This is a genomic window from Cloacibacterium sp. DMC96, assembly GCF_056313765.1.
Genome location: NZ_JBQUZQ010000002.1, coordinates 186021 through 201847, shown reverse-complemented (window position 1 = coordinate 201847; position 15827 = coordinate 186021). Strand labels below are relative to the sequence as shown.

The following is a 15827-nucleotide window of genomic DNA, read 5'->3' as shown; positions in this document are numbered from 1 at the left end:
TTACGCTGAGGATTTTTTTTATTGTATTGTAGAAATTAAATGAATAATTGCTATTCTGTAGCCTTCTGTACCAAAACCGGAGAGAACAGCATCTGTATAAGCTGCGGTAACTGATTTCTGCCTGAATTCTTCACGTTGATAAATATTGCTAATGTGAACCTCTATTTTGGGTTTCCTAAGGTTTTTAAGCGCATCTGCTATGGCGTAAGAATAATGGGTAAAAGCGCCAGGATTAATAATAAGAGCATCAAAGTTATTTTCTTGAATTTTCCCGATGATTTCCCCTTCAAAATTAGACTGGAAATATTCAATAGCGTGTTGAGAATACTCAGATTTTAAATGTGTTAAAACATCTTCCATTGAAGTACTTCCATAGATATCTGGCTCACGAGTTCCTAGAAGATTGAGATTGGCTCCGTTTAATATTAGAATTTTCATATTCTCAAAGGTATGAAATTTTTAAAACAAAAAAAATCCTCAGAAATTTTCTGAGGATTTTGGTAGCCCGTAGGGGAATCGAACCCCTCTTGCAAGAATGAAAATCTTGAGTCCTAACCGATAGACGAACGGGCCAGAAATTTATTCTTAAGCTAACTTGTTAACGTGTTTAGTTAACTTGCTTTTTAAGTTAGCAGCTTTGTTTTTGTGAATAATATTCTTCTTTACTAATTTGTCTAATAAAGAGATTACTTTCGGCAATTGCTCTGAAGCAGCTGCTTTGTTTTCTTCATTTCTTAATACTTTCACAGCTGTTCTAGCAGTTTTGTGATAGTATCTGTTTCTCAATCTTCTTTTCTCAGATTGTCTGATTCTCTTAAGTGCTGATTTATGATTTGCCATAATTGTTTCTGAAATGTGGGTGCAAAGATAAAAACTATTTTTTAATTTGCAAATTATTTTTTAAAATTTTTTAAAATTTGTAGCCTATAGGGGAATCGAACCCCTGTTGCAAGAATGAAAATCTTGAGTCCTAACCACTAGACGAATAGGCCATTCTTTTTTTGTGCGTGCAAAAATAAGAACTTTTTTAGAACTCGCAAAATTTTCTTGATTATTTATAAACTTTTTCTATTGTAGTATTGGTAATCCCCTTTTCTTCAAGGTCTTTTTGAAGTTTAGTGGCCGCTTCTAGAGATTTTACATTGCCATAAGTGTAGTAAAATATGCCATTAGCTTTTACTCTTTCTACGTCTTTTAATAGTTTTAATATTGGGGAAGAGCTAGGTAATTTATCTTTTCCGGTGTAGACTTCTAATCTATAGTAGCCAGTGTTCATGTCTTGGTTAGGAATAAAACTTACAGCAGTGGCATTTCTAAATCCAGCATCTTTAGCGGTTTTAAGGTTGTTTTCTTTAATAGAAGCGAAATTAGTTACGCTGTAGTAATATTTGTACAAACCATTTTCTTTGATGGTTAAGATGTAATTAAGTCCTTTGAGAGCGGGATCTCCAACTGCATATTTGTTTGGAGTGCTCATCAAAAGAATTCTGAAATCATTTTTAAGAGGAAGTTCTTTCGGTTCTTCTACTATTTTTTTCTGGTTTCTATCGATGCGTTTTTTGTAGCTGGTAATTGCGTCGTAAATAGATTCTGCAATTTCATCTTGACCTTTGTCAGAAGCTAAATATTCCGCCTCTTCAGCATTACTGATGAATCCCGTTTCTATTAAAACAGATGGCATCGCATTAAGACGTAGTACGTGAAGGTTTTTCTGCATCACCCCTCTAGAATATCTTTTATCTTTTTTCACGAAATTTTCTTCTACAAAACCGCCAAAAATCAAACTGCTTTCTAGGTATTTACTTTGCTGAATTCTTAATGCAATTAAAGATTCTGGAGAAGTTGGGTCGTAAGAAGCGAATCTTTCGCGGTCTTTATCATCCAAGAAAATTACGTCATTTTCTCTTTTGGCAACTTCTAAATTGGTTTTGTTCTGGTCTGGACCTTGTACATAAGTTTCTGTTCCGTAAGGTGTAGATTTAGTGCTTGCATTACAATGTACAGAGATAAATAAATCGGCATGACTTCTATTGGCAAGGTCTGTTCTATCTGCTAGAGAAGGATATTCGTCTATTTTTCTGGTGTAAATAATTTTGTAATCTTTATTTTTTTCGAGCATTCTGCCTAGCTTCAATACAATGCCTAGTGTAACGTCTTTTTCTTGTACTAATCCTATGTTTTCGTATTTTCTAGTTGCTCCCACATCAGAACCGCCGTGACCGGCATCTAATACAATAACAAACTTCTTTTGTGCGCCTAATTGAGCGAAAATTAAAAATAATACTGTTAAAATTATATTAAATGCGTGTTTATGCGTTTTCATTTTTTAAAAATTATTAATTTTGGAGCCTGAAATTATACACTCCATTGATTAAAAACGGTCTCAAAAATACCTTACAAATTTTAATTATCCTAATTTTTAACAATTTTTTAGCACAAAATAAGCTAGAAAATGCGCCTAAAAATAGTGATAAGGTAACTGCTGTTTCCAAAACAGATACCGTAAAAATAGAAAAAGAACAAATAGATGATATTGTACGTTCTAAAGCGGATAATATTAGAAACGAAGTTCCGAAAAAAATGTCTTATCTCAATAAAAATGCAGAAGTTTCATATCAAGATATGAAGATTAATGCAGATTATATCCAAATAGATTGGGACAAAGGACTGATTTTTGCAAGAGGAAAAGTAGATTCTATAGGAAAAATTACAGAACCTGCTGTAGCAACTCAAGGTGGTAAAAAATATGAATATTCCGAATTCAGCTACAATTATAAAACCAAACAAGCCATTGCTTATAACGCGAGAACCGAAGAAAGTGAAGGTGTAATTGTAGCAGAAATAACCAAAAAAGTAAATGACTCTGTTTTTTATCTCAAGAGAGGAAAATATACTACAGACGAATATTTCCTTAAGAAAAAAGATACCATAGCAGATTATTATTTGCTTGCGCCAGATATTAAATTGGTAAAGGGAAAAGAGAATTCTAAATTAATTACGGGGCCTATACAGATGTATATAGAGCAAGTTCCTACACCACTTATTCTACCATTTGCGATTCTTCCGTTTTCTGAAAAAAGAATGGCGGGAATTCTTATTCCGAGTTTTGGGGAAAGACAAGACGTGGGATTTTTCTTGAATAGTTTGGGGTATTATTTGCCAATTGGGGAGCATTTTGATGTGAAAACCTACTTTGATTATTATACTAAGGGAAGTTGGAACTTCAGACCAGAAGTAACTTATCGAAAAAATTATAAGTACAATGGTTCTTTCCGAGGAGAAATAGGAACTACCATCAGAGGAATAAAAGGTCTAGAAAATTATACCAAAAGCAGTGTTTATAATATTGCATGGACACATACTCAAGATACTAAAGCCAATCCGTTTTTTAATTTTTCGGCATCTGTAAATATTACGAGTAACAAATTCTACAATAACACGGTTAATAATTCCCATATTTTTAACCAAAGTGCTCTAAATGCACAACAAAACTCTACGGTGAGCTTTACCAAAAGATTTTTGAATTTACCGATAACTATCACGGGAACAGGTAGTTATTCGCAAAACTTTACTACGGGACTTACCGATATTAGATTGCCACAGCTGAATGTTTCTACCAATCAGTTTTATTTATTTAAACCAAAAACAGGAATTAGAACGGGGATGTTAGAAAACATTACCGTAAATACTGGATTGCAATTCAGCAACTATGTTTCTGGGGTGAAAAATGATGATTTATTCACCAAAACCATGTGGGATAATTTGCAAACTGGTGCTAAAAATAACATTGCGCTCGCTACGAACACGACTGTTGCTAAGTTTTTTACGTTTTCATTAGGCGCTAATATTGATAACGTAGCAACTACTAAAACGATTAGCAAGAACTATAATCCAGTTACCAATACTTTAGAAAGGAATTTGAATAAAAATTTGACGGGTTATTCTACGTTTTCTACATCTGCAAGTTTGCAAACCGTTTTGTATGGAATGTTGAAATTTGGTGAAAAATCTAAAATTCAAGCCATCAGACACATGGTAACTCCGAGTATTGGGTTTACGTATTCTCCAGATTTTGGAGATCCAAAGTTTGGATATTTCAAAAGTTATTATGACGAAAGAGGCGTTTTAACCACTTATTCTATTTTCGAAGGAGGGATGTTTGGTTCACCTAATCAAGGTTTAACACAGTCTATTGGTTTCAATATCAATAACAACTTAGAGATGAAGGTGAGAAGTAAAACCGATTCTACAGGAACCAAAAAAGTTAAAATTTTTGAAAGTTTAAATATTTCTGGAGGTTATAATTTTGCTGCAGATAAATACAAATGGTCATTGATTTCGATTAGTACACAGACTTCTTTCTTCCAAAATAAATTAAGTGTCAATTCTAATGTTTCGATAGATCCTTATCAAATTGTATTTATTCCAGGTCAGGAAAACGGTATTAGAACTGAGAATTTTGGACATTTTAATATCCAGAGTTTCAGCATGAATTTTTCTTTCCCTCTGAACAATGAAACTTTTGGAAAAAAAGAAGATTTAGCAACCAAGTATAAAACCAAAGGAGAAATACGAAACGAAGTCTATTATTTTGACCAAGATAATTACTCCCGATTTAATCAACCTTGGACTTTGAATCTTAATGCCAATTATGGTTATTCTAAAAACAATACCAGATTTGGGAAAAGTGTAGCTTCACTAGGTTTAGATGGTAGCGTAAAACTTACACCTTATTGGAGTTTAAGCGGAAACACGCATTATGATTTTGTTTCAAAAAGTTTAGCGTACACCAGATTAGGATTTTCTAGAGACCAAAGAAGTTTCTCTTTTACCTTTAATTGGGTGCCTTTTGGTCAATATAAAGTATATGATTTCTTTATCAGTATAAAAGCAAATATTTTAAAAGATGCTGTAAAATACAAGGAAAGAAGTTTCCAACAAAGTGGCAGTACTTTCTAAAAAACGAAGGAATCTCTGAACACTATTTTTTATTTGTTCAGAAATTTTATCTTTGCATGATAATTTTACAAAAATATGAAGAAGATAGTTTCTACTAACAATGCACCCGCTGCAATTGGTCCGTATTCACAAGCTAACCTTGTAAATGGCGTTCTCTATATTTCTGGTCAAATCCCTATTGATCCGTCTACTGGGAATTTATTGGATGGAATAGAAATAGAAACACACCAAGTGATGAAAAATCTAAAAGCCATTTTAGAAGAAGCAGGAATGGGATTCGGAAATGTAGTAAAATCTACTATTTTCTTAAAGAGTATGGATGATTTCGCAGTGATGAACGAAATCTATGCATCTTATTTCGAAGGAGGAAATTATCCAGCAAGAGAAACAGTAGAGGTTTCTTGTTTACCCAAAAATGTGAGTGTAGAAATTTCTATGATTGCACATCAGTTCTAAGACATGAATTTTTTAAGAAATACATTAGGCGTTTTATGTGGCTTGGCGATGGCAGGAGTCATTATTTCGCTGGGTGTAAAAATTAATTCATCATGGGTGAATTATGAAGGTTTTTTTCCGTTTGAACATTGGTGGGAATTGTTGAAAAGTGTAGAAAATAAGCCAGGTTTTTTCTGGACTTTACTTCTTTCTTCAGGATTTGGAGCAACAATTGGTGGAGTTATTACGGCAATTATTGTAAAGTATGCTAAAGTAGCTTATGCGATTCTTATTGGCTTCATTTTGCTATTTATAGCCATGTTAGATATTATTGTTTTCCCTTATCATCCTACATTTTATAAAATTTTAATCTTCATTGTATATTTTCCTTTTGCATGGTTAGGAGGAAAAATAGTAGAAGTAATTTACGAACGAAATAAAAGGAAAGAATTTCCTAAATCTAAATAAAAAAAGCCTTTCAAAATTTTTTGAAAGGCTTTTTCTTTGGAATTTATAAAACTATGATTAAGGCATTTTAAAACCTCTGGTGTACATTCTACCGTATTCGTCTACGTATTTTATTTGTACAGTTCCCTTATATCCATCTAAGATTTTTTCTACATCTTTTTGTGAATTTACAGGTTTTCCGTTGACTTCTATAATGATGTAATTGTCATAAACTCCTATTCTTTCTAACTCACCACCTTCTACTATATTTCTTGCAATTACACCGCTATTTAAACCATAATCAGTTTTAAAACGGTCGCTTAAAACCTCGAATTCACCACCAATTTTTTCCGTAACAGATAAATCTGCTTTGCTTCGGAATGAAGTTCCTCCTTTTTGGTCTTTAAGCGTTACGGTTTCAGTATAAGATTTACCATTTCTAATATAAGTTACCATAACTTTATCTCCAGGTCTTTTGCTACCAACTGCAGCAGATAAATCCGCGAAAGTTTCTATGGTAGAATTATCTATTTTTTTGATAATATCTCCTTTTCTTAATCCAGCATCTTCAGCACCGCTATTTTCAGTGATTTCAGTAATCATAATTCCGCTACTTGCTTTGATGTTGGCTTTTTGACTTTGATTATAAGCGGCAACTTGTCTGTCATCAGAAAGGTCTAAACTTACAACTCCTAAGAATCCTCTTTGTACCAAACCGAATTTTTTAATGTCTTCAACTACTTTTTTAGCTAAGTTAGCAGGAACCGCAAAACCATAGCCTTCATAGTAACCTGTATTAGAAGAAATGGCAGAGTTGATGCCGATTAAGTCTCCGTTTACATTAACCAAAGCACCACCAGAATTTCCTGGATTAATCGCTGCATCTGTTTGAATGAAGCTTTCAATAGGAGTTCTAGATTGTTGACTTAGCAAGTCTATGCTTCTTCCTTTAGCTGAAACAATACCTGCGGTAACGGTAGAATTTAAACCCAGTGGATTTCCTACTGCTAAAACCCATTGTCCTACTTCTACTAAATCTGAATTGGCAAAATTAAGATAAGGCAAACCTTTTTCTTCAATTTTTAGAAGAGCGATGTCTGTACTTGGGTCTGTTCCAATAAGATTGGCTACGTAACTTTTCTTGTTACTTAGAATAACTTCTAATTTATTGGCACCTGCAACTACGTGGTTATTAGAAATAATGTAACCGTCTGGTGAAATAATCACGCCACTTCCTAATCCAGAAGGAACATCTTTAGGTGGTTGCTGTTGTTTTTGGTTTTGTCTTTGATTTCCAAAAGGATTTCCGAAAAATTGTTCAAATAAGTCTTGTTCTGACATTCTGTTTGAACTTGAACTTCTGGATTGATAATTTTTAATGGTAACCACTGCAGGAACTGTCGTTTTTGCAGCTTTTACAAAATCATCGCCCACGTTTGCGGAATTTATTCCTGCGAATTTTACATTATCATTTGCAGTATGGAAATAAGAAAAATCGCTGTTATTTTCATTCGTTTTGAAATACTCTATTGCACCAAAAGTTGTGGCACCAGATAATATACCTACAACAGCAAAAGGTAATAATTGTTTTAAACTGTTCTTCATTGTTAATTCTTCTTTTATAGTTTAAGTATAACAAATTTAATGCAAAATTAGTGTTCACTAAATTATTAGTGTTACACTTTTAACAAAGTTTAACGAGTTTAAGAAAATTTTAGAATTGTAATTGAATATCATACAATTTACGTATTGAATCCAAAGATAGGTTGAAGTAAATTTGAATATTAACAAAACCATTAATTTTAGTAATCATGTGGACTACTTTATTTTTTATAGTTCTATTTTTTATAGTCTTATTTTATGTTTTAAGTAAAAAGAAAATAAGATATTAGTATAAATCGAATCTATCTATTATAAGCTTTTTAGAATAATTCTAAAAAACATATCTTTGCAAAAAATTTTACATTTTAGAATGACAAAAAGCGGAAGAATAGAATTAATGGCTCCAGCAGGAGATTTTACTTCTTTACAAGCAGCATTAGATAATGGTGCAGATTCAATATATTTCGGTGTAGAACAGCTCAACATGAGAGCTAGAGCTTCTATGAACTTTACAATTTTAGATTTGCCAGAAATTTCTAGAAGATGTAAAGAAAAAGGAGTGAGAACTTATCTTACTCTTAATACCATTATTTACGACCACGATTTATCCATCATCAAAACTTTGCTTGATAAAGCAAAAGAAGCAGATCTTACTGCGGTAATTGCAATGGATCAGGCGGTAATTGCTTATGCAAGACAAATAGGCATGGAAGTACATATTTCTACTCAGATTAATATCACCAATATAGAAACGGTTAAGTTTTATGCACTTTTTGCAGATACGATGGTGATGAGTAGAGAACTTTCTATTACTCAAATCAAAAAAATCTGTTCTCAAATTGAAAAAGAACAAATCAAAGGACCTTCTGGAAATTTAGTAGAAATAGAAATTTTCGGCCATGGTGCACTTTGTATGGCGGTTTCTGGGAAATGTTATTTGAGTCTTCATTCTCATAATTCTTCAGCAAACAGAGGAGCTTGTAAACAAAATTGTAGAAAAAAATATACGGTTATTGACCAAGAATCTGGCTTCGAAATAGAATTAGATAATGAATACATGATGTCTCCTAAAGATCTTTGTACGATAGGATTTTTAGACCAAATCGTAGATGCTGGTGTAAAAGTTTTAAAAATCGAAGGAAGAGGAAGAGCGCCAGAATATGTAGCAACTGTGACTAAATGTTACAGAGAAGCCATTGATAGCATTGCTGATGGAACTTTTTCTGCAGAGAAAGTAGAAGTTTGGATGAAGCAGTTGGAAACGGTTTACAACAGAGGTTTCTGGAGTGGTTATTATCTTGGTCAAGAATTAGGAGAATGGTCACCAAACTCTGGAAGTAGCGCTACGCAAAAGAAAATTTACATTGGTAAAGGAAGACATTTCTATCCAAAATCAAATATTGCAGAATTTTTAATTGAAGCCTATGATTTAAGTATAGGAGATAGAGTTCTGATTCAAGGACCAACTACAGGTTCTCAAGAAATTGTAATTGAACATATGATGGTAGATGGTAAAGAAGGGGCTACTAAAGCTTCGAAATCTGATGTGGTTACCTTTAAAACAGAATTTAGAGTTCGTCCATCTGATAAATTATACAAAATTGTAAAAGTAGAAGAGCCTGGTACACAACAGAATAATGTAGATGAAGGAGCTTACTCACACTAATTAAGTTATAATGGTAATTATTACACTACAAAGAGATAAATGCATTGGCTGTAATTACTGTGCGGAGTTTGCGCCAGAATATTTCCGTATGTCTAAGAAAGACGGAAAATCTGTTTTATTGAAATCTGCTGATAAGAAAGGCTTCTTTACGCTTAAAACACCGATTCCTGATGCGTATGAACCATGTGAAAAAGCAGCAAAAGCTTGTCCAGTGAAAATTATATCGGTAAAGGAAATCTAAAATGCTTAAAAAAGATTTACGTAAAAAATATATGGATTTGAGAAAGACCTTGTCGAAAGATGAGGTCTTGTCATTATCTCAGAAAATATTTGAAAATTTCGTTTTACAATTTAATGTAATTGAAAATCAGAAAGTTCACATTTTTTTTCCAATTGAAAAATTGAACGAAATCAATACTAAAATCTTTATCAATTATTTTTTTGAAAGAAATATTCAGGTTTTCGTTCCAAAAATGGTTGGGAATAAGATTATTTCTATTCATATTAAACCAGACACTGTTTTTTTGCAAAATTCGTGGGGAATTCTAGAGCCAGAATCTAATGAAAATGAATCTGATGCTTTTGATTATGTAATTACACCACTATTGTATTGCGATACATTAGGAAATAGAATAGGCTATGGAAAAGGCTTTTACGACCAATTTTTTGCAGGAATTAATCATGATGCAAAAAAAATCGGCGTGAATTATTTCTCGCCGACTTATTCTATTGATGATGTTTCTTTACAAGATGTAAAATTGGATTATTTGGTTACGCCTACAGAAGTGCTGTCTTTTGGTTGTACATCAATTTCTACAAAATAAAATTTGAATTCTTTTTTGAAATTCACAGGAGATTTCAAGAGTTTATATTGAGATTTTTTATTGAATTCGCCAATCATTCTTTGGTCTCTATCTTTATATTCTACCGTATAATTAGCATAATCTAAGGTGTCTTTTCCATTGATTTCAGTATTGATGCTAAGGTTTTTTACTTTAACCAGTTTTACTTTCAGGCTGTCAAGTTCTTTCAGAAGTCCCATTACGTTCGCCGAATCTTTTTTTACAAAATATCCTTGAATTTGCTCATAATTTAGTGAGTCAATTGCCGTATTTTTATTTCCAGAAGAATATAATGCAGAAATATCGTATAATTCTTGCAGTTTTTGCTGAGTTATACTTGCTATAGCTTGCGCACTGTCTAGTTTTGTGGTAGAATATACATCTTCATTATTGCCGTTTCTTAATACATCTATATCACTTTTTGGCTGCTCTTTTTTACAAGCAATAATCGTCATTAATGCTAGGATTAAAGCAAAGATTACATTTTTATTTAGTGATTTCATCAGGTTGTATTTTAAATTTAATAAGGATTATTTTTTTAGTTTCTGGACTCACTTTAGTCTCTATCATTTTAAAATTTTTCAAAGAAGTAGTTGGTGTCGTGACAAGTCCTATATATTTTTGTTTGTCTAAGGTTTCTACGCCATACGTTTCATTATCGAAAACTTGATAAATTAAAGCATTTTTACTAATGATTTTATCTAATTCTTCTCTCTTTTTGCTAATGTCATTGGTAGAATAGTAGTACAACGCTTGTGCATAAACATCTGGCTCTAATTCTATTGTTTCATTAGTTCTTGCAGGATCTAGATTTCTATAAATAGTATCCTTTCTGTAAAAAGGTGAATTGACTTCCATAGCCAAAGTCTTACTTTGAGTTGGAAATCTAAAAACACCTAATTCATCATCTTCAATATCTTTGCCAGAATTGATAATATATCTAATAGGAGTTTCATTTTCTTTTAAAACTCTTATTTCTATGATGTCCTTTATTTTTGTATTTCTATCAGCATCTATAAAAGTGAATTTATAGTCTGTTGCAAAAATTCTTTGCCAAAAAACTAAAATCAAGACCATAGTCATTAATACTACAGAAGAAATGAGCCAAAAATATTGTTTTATAAGGTTTATGAATGGATTTTTGAAAATCCTTTGTGAAGATGTAGATGTTGCAACGGTTGTTTTTGTTTCCTCAAGAGATGGTTGAATTTCTGCTGTGGTAGTTTTTTCAATATTTGGAATAGCTTTTTCAGGTGTTGAAAATGCTGATTCTGTTGGTTTTTCAGTAGAAATTTCTAATTTTTCTTCATCTGCAATGATAATTTCTGATGGTTTTTCATGTTCAGAAATAATTTCATTGGCAAAAAGATGATTTTTCTTAAAATCATACCAAGATTGATACCCAGCATAGATGGCCAATAAATTGAGCATGTCTATTCTTGGTAATTTGCTAGAAGGAACCGTCTTGAAATAAGTATAGAAAGACTTTTCGCTAATGTTTCCCTTAGCTTTTTTTCGTAAATCCTCTTGAAAATAAATAATATCAATTCCTTTCCACTTCGAAATTTCATCGTAGGAAGGATGGTGATTTTTAAGATATTCCGCCTGAACTTCTGCTTTTAATTGCTCGAAATGCAATAAATCTAAATCTGCCAAAATCTTATAAGATTATTTAAGTGTTTGATTATCAGTATAAGTTTTTTGTAAAACTATTTTACAAATATATTACAATTAATTTTCTAAAACAAATTTTTTCTATGACCCTATCTTTGCTCTGTTAAAAGTGAACAAAACAATTTTTAAACAATTTAATTAAATTAATTTATTATGAAAAAATCATTATTCGTAGCAGCTATCGCTGCATTAGCTGTTGTTGCTTGTAAAAAATCTGAAACTACTGAAGCTACTGAAACTGTAGATTCTGCTGCTGCTGTTGTTGACTCTGCTGCTGCTACTGTTGACTCTGCTGCTGCAACTGTTGATTCTGCTGCTGCAACTGTTGATTCAGCTGCTGCTAAAGTTGAAGAAGCTGCAAAATAATTTTTCTCAACAGAAAAAAACTAAAACGTTCCTCACAGAGGAGCGTTTTTTTTATTATTGCAAATGTAAAATTAAATAGTTAGTCATCTAATTTTTTTTTAGATGTTTTTTTGTATTTATAAGTTGTAGAAATTGAATTTAATTTTGATTTAAAATATTTAATTTTCTGATTATCAATCTTATTTTTTTGTAAAATCTCTTTACAAAGATATTTACAATGAATTTTCAAATTATATTTTCGGAGTGGTTATACATTTGTATCAACAAAATGAAACAAACAAATTTTTTAAACCCTTAAATTAAATTTATTATTATGAAAAAATCATTATTCGTAGCAGCTGTAGCTGCTTTAGCATTAGTTGCTTGTAACAAAAAAGAAACAACTGAAACAACTGAAACTGTAGATTCTGCTGCAACTGCAATGGTAGATTCTGCTGCGGTAACTGTAGACTCTGCTGCTGCTGTAGTAGATTCAGCTGCTGCTAAAGTGGAAGACGCTGCTAAAAACGCTTCTGCTGAAGCTAAAGATGCAGTAAAAGGTGCAGCTAAAGAAGTGAAAGAAGGAGCAGCTAAAGTAGAAGAAGCTGTGAAAAAATAATTAAGAAATTAATTACAAACAAAACCGCCTCGTGAAAACAAGGCGGTTTTTTATTTAGAGAGTTTTTGTCTCAGTATTTCGTAGCAGGAAATAGCCACTGCATTGCTTAGATTAAGCGAATCTATAGTTCCAGACATCGGGATGAGAATGTTTTCACCTTTATGAAGCCAAAAATCACTTAATCCAGAATGTTCCGTTCCGAAAAATAAAGCAGATTTTTCATTGAAGTTTTTCTTGTATAAATCTTCGGCGGTTTCATCCATAAACGTGGTGTAGATTTTGAAACAATTCTCTTGTAAAAACGCCAAAGTTTCTTCATTGGTCGCAGAGAATATGTTCATTCCAAAAAAACAACCTACACTACTTCGTAAAACGTTTGGGTTGTAAAAATCTACTCTAGAATCGGTAACAATTAATGCATCTATTCCAAAAGCTTCACAACTTCTCAAAATTGCGCCTAGATTTCCTGGTTTTTCTACAGATTCTACTACAATAACTGAAGCATTGTCTTTTGGCTGATAATTTTTTAAATCAAATTCTTTGGTTTTGTAAATGCCGATAATTCCTTCAGAAGTTCCTCTGTAAGCTAGTTTTTCATAAACTTGGGTGGAAACAAAATGTATTTTACCTTCTGGATGATTGATGCCAAAAATAGATTCGCAAATAAAAAATTCTACATTTTCAAATCCAAATTGCAAAGCACGTTCATTTTCTTGTTTCCCTTCCACTACAAAAACACCAGATTTCTTTCGAAACCTATTGTCTGTAATTAATCTGTTGAGGTTTTTTATTTTTTCGTTTTGTAAGCTTTCGATAATCATATTTTTGAAACGCAAAGTGCGCAAAGTAAATTTTTAAAATTTGAATGTTTTTAAGGTTGCAAAGATGAAAATCATAAGATTTCCTTTGTTCTATTCCTCGTCTAAATTTTCTAAACTAGAATTTGCTCTATTAAGAATAGCATCAGGTAAAGATTTTTTAGCTTTTGCACCCATTATTTTCAATTTCTGAACGCTTGTTATCAGATTCCCTTTTCCGTCTACTAATTTATTCATGGCTCCTTCGTATTCGGTTTTTGCTTCGTCCATTTTTTTGCCGATTTTAACTAAATCAGTAACAAAACCATCGAATTTATCATACAAAGCTCCAGCTTGTCTTGCGATTTCATACGCGTTTTCTTGTTGTTTTTGATTCGTCCACATAGAATCAATGGTTCGAAGCGTTGCCAACAAAGTAGAAGGCGTTACAATAACGATGTTTCTTTCAAAAGCTTTATTGTATAATTGAGTGTCTTCGTTTAGAGCAATTGCAAATGCAGGTTCTATAGGAATGAAAAGTAAAACAAAATCAGGACTTTCCATTTGATAGAGATGCTGATAATTTTTACTTCCTAATTGTTCTACATGTCTTTTTAGAGAATTTACATGCTCTTTTAAGAAGCTGCTTTTTTGTTCGTCATCTTCCTCATTAATGTATTTTTCGTAGGCAGTAAGTGAAACTTTAGAGTCTACAATCATTTTTTTACCATCAGGAAGGTTGATGATTACGTCTGGCTGAACTCTGTTTCCTTCTTCTGTGGTAAAACTTTTCTGAATTTCATATTCTCTACCTTTTTCTAAGCCAGATTTTTCTAAAACTCTTTCTAAAACTAGTTCTCCCCAGTTTCCTTGAATTTTGCTATCGCCTTTCAATGCTTTGGTGAGATTTAGCGTTTCTTTGCTCATTTGCAAATTCATTTCTTTAAGTCCAAGAATTTGTTGACGAAGAGCTGCGTGGTAATCTATACTTTCTTTGTGCGTGTTTTCTACTTTTTTCTCAAAATCTGTAATTTTTTCTTGAAGAGGATTTAGAATATTCTTCAAGTTTTGTTGATTTTGTTCCGTGAATTTTAGGGTTTTCTCTTCCAAAATTTTATTCGCTAAATTCTCGAATTGCAACTTTGCTTCTTCCTGAATTTTTACGATTTCTTCTTTTTGGGAATCCAATAATTGCTGAAGACTTTCATTCTGAGCAGCCAATTGAGATTTCAAACCGATTAATTGATTTTTATCGTTTTGAAGGTCTTTAATTTCGGAGTTTTGTCTTTCGTTAAGTTCTTGTTGCTCTGCAATTTTCTGAATTTGAGCTTTATTTTGAGCAGAAATTTCCGCTATAATTTTGTTAAAATCGGCTTCTTTTTGATTGAAGTTTTGTTGCAATTCTTCATAGCTTTTTCTAGAAACCGAAGAAGATTTCAAAATAAAGTATGCCAAAACAACACCGAGAATAAATGCGAGAATAATGTATAAAATTTCCATTTTTCAAAATTACAAAAAGAAAAAGTTATAATGATTATCTTGTGGAAAACTAAAATTTCTCTTTTCTAAATTCTACAATTTCTTGAATCAAATCAAAAGGCAATTCTTCTTGCAAAGGAAACTGGACTGTACCTTTAGACGTTTTGTATTTCTTTAATTTTTCGGCGAAGATTTCTATGGCTTCTGAACCAGGATATAAACCGATATGATTTCTGAAACCTCCAAAATGAATTACGTTTTTGCCTTTCGTTTTAAAAGTTGGAATTCCGTAATTGATGCAGAGTTCACTTTCGGGAAGCAGATTTTGAATGAAATTTTTCAGATTTTCTAAAATTTCTTGAGTTTCTTCGGGGAAATCTAAGCAATATTCTTCGTAGGTTTTGGGAGTTTTCATGATTACTCTTTAGAAATCATATTATGATATTTCAGATGCATAGGAATAGCAGCCGAACCGTACCAAGGAAGAATTTCCACATCGAAAATTCCATTTTTAATGGTTGGATCTCCTTGAAGCAAAGTTTTTACCTCTTCTTCGGTTTTAGCATCGATTAAGAAAATCCCACGATATTGAAGGTCGTTTTTCGTAGCAAAAGGACCTGCTAATTTCAGTTTTCCTGCTTTTTCCATGGCTTCCATGTTAGAAAAATGTCCTTTGAAAAGTTCGGAACGCTGTGTTTTATCTGTAATTTCAGCATCTTTTGGGCCGGTTTTCAGAATCACGAGCATATAAGTTTTCATGCCACGTTCATCTGCGCCGAGAGAATCTGCTAATTTTTTATTTTTTTCCTGAGTGGTTACTATTTCATCAGCATTTTTACCTGCGGTTCCCGGTTTTCCATCTTGACCTTTTTGATAAGAGATACAAGAACTCACTAAAACTGAAGTGATGATTAGATAAAGAAAATTTTTCATTTGTGACAAGGTTTTCAACAAATGTAAAA

Annotated in this window: 18 protein-coding genes and 2 tRNA genes; 8 read left to right on the top strand and 12 right to left on the bottom strand. The window is 32.2% G+C overall.

The window, feature by feature from the left end:
- Window positions 1-18: 18 nt before the first annotated feature.
- The 5 genes from aroQ to ACT53I_RS09800 form a co-directional block, all read right to left on the bottom strand.
- On the bottom strand, window positions 19-438 hold the full coding sequence (gene aroQ / locus ACT53I_RS09820; RefSeq protein WP_476079506.1) for a type II 3-dehydroquinate dehydratase: 420 nt from the start codon (window positions 436-438) through the stop codon (window positions 19-21).
- A 60-nt stretch (window positions 439-498) separates the two neighbouring features.
- Window positions 499-573, bottom strand: a tRNA-Glu gene (locus tag ACT53I_RS09815).
- A 12-nt stretch (window positions 574-585) separates the two neighbouring features.
- Window positions 586-840, bottom strand: coding sequence for a 30S ribosomal protein S20 (gene rpsT, locus ACT53I_RS09810; protein ID WP_069800821.1), 255 nt, complete (start codon window positions 838-840; stop codon window positions 586-588).
- 80 nt (window positions 841-920) lie between these two features.
- A tRNA-Glu gene (locus tag ACT53I_RS09805) sits at window positions 921-992 on the bottom strand.
- A 59-nt stretch (window positions 993-1051) separates the two neighbouring features.
- Window positions 1052-2323: an N-acetylmuramoyl-L-alanine amidase family protein gene (locus ACT53I_RS09800; RefSeq protein WP_476079505.1), complete on the bottom strand. Its 1272-nt coding sequence runs from the start codon at window positions 2321-2323 to the stop codon at window positions 1052-1054.
- A gap of 44 nt (window positions 2324-2367) precedes the next feature.
- On the opposite strand from ACT53I_RS09800, the gene ACT53I_RS09795 reads away from it, so the two are divergent.
- The 3 genes from ACT53I_RS09795 (at window position 2368) to ACT53I_RS09785 (ending at window position 5862) form a co-directional block, all read left to right on the top strand.
- Window positions 2368-4959, top strand: coding sequence for a putative LPS assembly protein LptD (locus tag ACT53I_RS09795; RefSeq protein WP_476079504.1), 2592 nt, complete (start codon window positions 2368-2370; stop codon window positions 4957-4959).
- Window positions 4960-5034: 75 nt separating this feature from the next.
- Window positions 5035-5415: a RidA family protein gene (locus tag ACT53I_RS09790; protein ID WP_069800827.1), complete on the top strand. Its 381-nt coding sequence runs from the start codon at window positions 5035-5037 to the stop codon at window positions 5413-5415.
- 3 nt (window positions 5416-5418) lie between these two features.
- Window positions 5419-5862 (top strand): hypothetical protein, encoded by a 444-nt coding sequence (locus ACT53I_RS09785; protein ID WP_371462909.1) that lies wholly within the window; start codon window positions 5419-5421, stop codon window positions 5860-5862.
- Between the two features lie 57 nt (window positions 5863-5919).
- Here ACT53I_RS09785 and ACT53I_RS09780 read toward each other — a convergent pair whose 3' ends face one another.
- A complete protein-coding gene (locus ACT53I_RS09780) occupies window positions 5920-7446 on the bottom strand; it encodes a trypsin-like peptidase domain-containing protein (protein ID WP_476079503.1) in 1527 nt (508 codons plus the stop codon).
- A 367-nt stretch (window positions 7447-7813) separates the two neighbouring features.
- Between ACT53I_RS09780 and ACT53I_RS09775 the strand changes: the two genes are divergently transcribed.
- Genes ACT53I_RS09775 through ACT53I_RS09765 form a run of 3 tightly spaced genes read left to right on the top strand, consistent with a single transcriptional unit; the run spans window position 7814 to window position 9933 of the window.
- The gene (locus ACT53I_RS09775; RefSeq protein WP_476079888.1) at window positions 7814-9109 is read left to right on the top strand and encodes a peptidase U32 family protein; all 1296 of its coding nucleotides are present in this window, start codon (window positions 7814-7816) and stop codon (window positions 9107-9109) included.
- A 10-nt stretch (window positions 9110-9119) separates the two neighbouring features.
- The gene (locus ACT53I_RS09770) at window positions 9120-9350 is read left to right on the top strand and encodes a ferredoxin (protein WP_069800836.1); all 231 of its coding nucleotides are present in this window, start codon (window positions 9120-9122) and stop codon (window positions 9348-9350) included.
- A gap of 31 nt (window positions 9351-9381) precedes the next feature.
- Window positions 9382-9933: a 5-formyltetrahydrofolate cyclo-ligase gene (locus ACT53I_RS09765; RefSeq protein WP_476079502.1), complete on the top strand. Its 552-nt coding sequence runs from the start codon at window positions 9382-9384 to the stop codon at window positions 9931-9933.
- Here ACT53I_RS09765 and ACT53I_RS09760 read toward each other — a convergent pair.
- Together ACT53I_RS09760 and ACT53I_RS09755 are read right to left on the bottom strand one after the other, a co-directional pair.
- Window positions 9873-10454, bottom strand: coding sequence for a hypothetical protein (locus ACT53I_RS09760; protein ID WP_476079501.1), 582 nt, complete (start codon window positions 10452-10454; stop codon window positions 9873-9875). The two genes, ACT53I_RS09765 and ACT53I_RS09760, sit on opposite strands and share 61 nt — an antisense overlap.
- Window positions 10438-11607 (bottom strand): hypothetical protein, encoded by a 1170-nt coding sequence (locus tag ACT53I_RS09755; protein ID WP_476079500.1) that lies wholly within the window; start codon window positions 11605-11607, stop codon window positions 10438-10440. Before ACT53I_RS09755 ends, ACT53I_RS09760 begins: the two co-directional genes overlap by 17 nt.
- 171 nt (window positions 11608-11778) lie before the next feature.
- Between ACT53I_RS09755 and ACT53I_RS09750 the strand changes: the two genes are divergently transcribed.
- Together ACT53I_RS09750 and ACT53I_RS09745 are read left to right on the top strand one after the other, a co-directional pair.
- Window positions 11779-11991 carry a hypothetical protein gene (locus ACT53I_RS09750; protein WP_274780511.1) on the top strand — a complete coding sequence of 71 codons (213 nt, stop codon included), beginning with the start codon at window positions 11779-11781 and terminating at the stop codon, window positions 11989-11991.
- A 313-nt stretch (window positions 11992-12304) separates the two neighbouring features.
- The gene (locus ACT53I_RS09745) at window positions 12305-12589 is read left to right on the top strand and encodes a hypothetical protein (protein ID WP_476079499.1); all 285 of its coding nucleotides are present in this window, start codon (window positions 12305-12307) and stop codon (window positions 12587-12589) included.
- Window positions 12590-12639: 50 nt separating this feature from the next.
- On the opposite strand, the gene ACT53I_RS09740 is transcribed toward ACT53I_RS09745, so the two are convergent.
- The 4 genes from ACT53I_RS09740 to ACT53I_RS09725 form a co-directional block, all read right to left on the bottom strand.
- Window positions 12640-13410: a TrmH family RNA methyltransferase gene (locus ACT53I_RS09740; protein WP_476079498.1), complete on the bottom strand. Its 771-nt coding sequence runs from the start codon at window positions 13408-13410 to the stop codon at window positions 12640-12642.
- A 90-nt stretch (window positions 13411-13500) separates the two neighbouring features.
- Window positions 13501-14886, bottom strand: a complete 1386-nt coding sequence (locus tag ACT53I_RS09735) for a DNA recombination protein RmuC (RefSeq protein WP_476079497.1) — start codon at window positions 14884-14886, stop codon at window positions 13501-13503.
- Between the two features lie 49 nt (window positions 14887-14935).
- Window positions 14936-15280 (bottom strand): iron chaperone, encoded by a 345-nt coding sequence (locus ACT53I_RS09730; protein ID WP_476079496.1) that lies wholly within the window; start codon window positions 15278-15280, stop codon window positions 14936-14938.
- A 2-nt stretch (window positions 15281-15282) separates the two neighbouring features.
- Window positions 15283-15798: a YciI family protein gene (locus ACT53I_RS09725; RefSeq protein WP_476079495.1), complete on the bottom strand. Its 516-nt coding sequence runs from the start codon at window positions 15796-15798 to the stop codon at window positions 15283-15285.
- Between the last annotated feature and the right edge of the window lie 29 nt (window positions 15799-15827).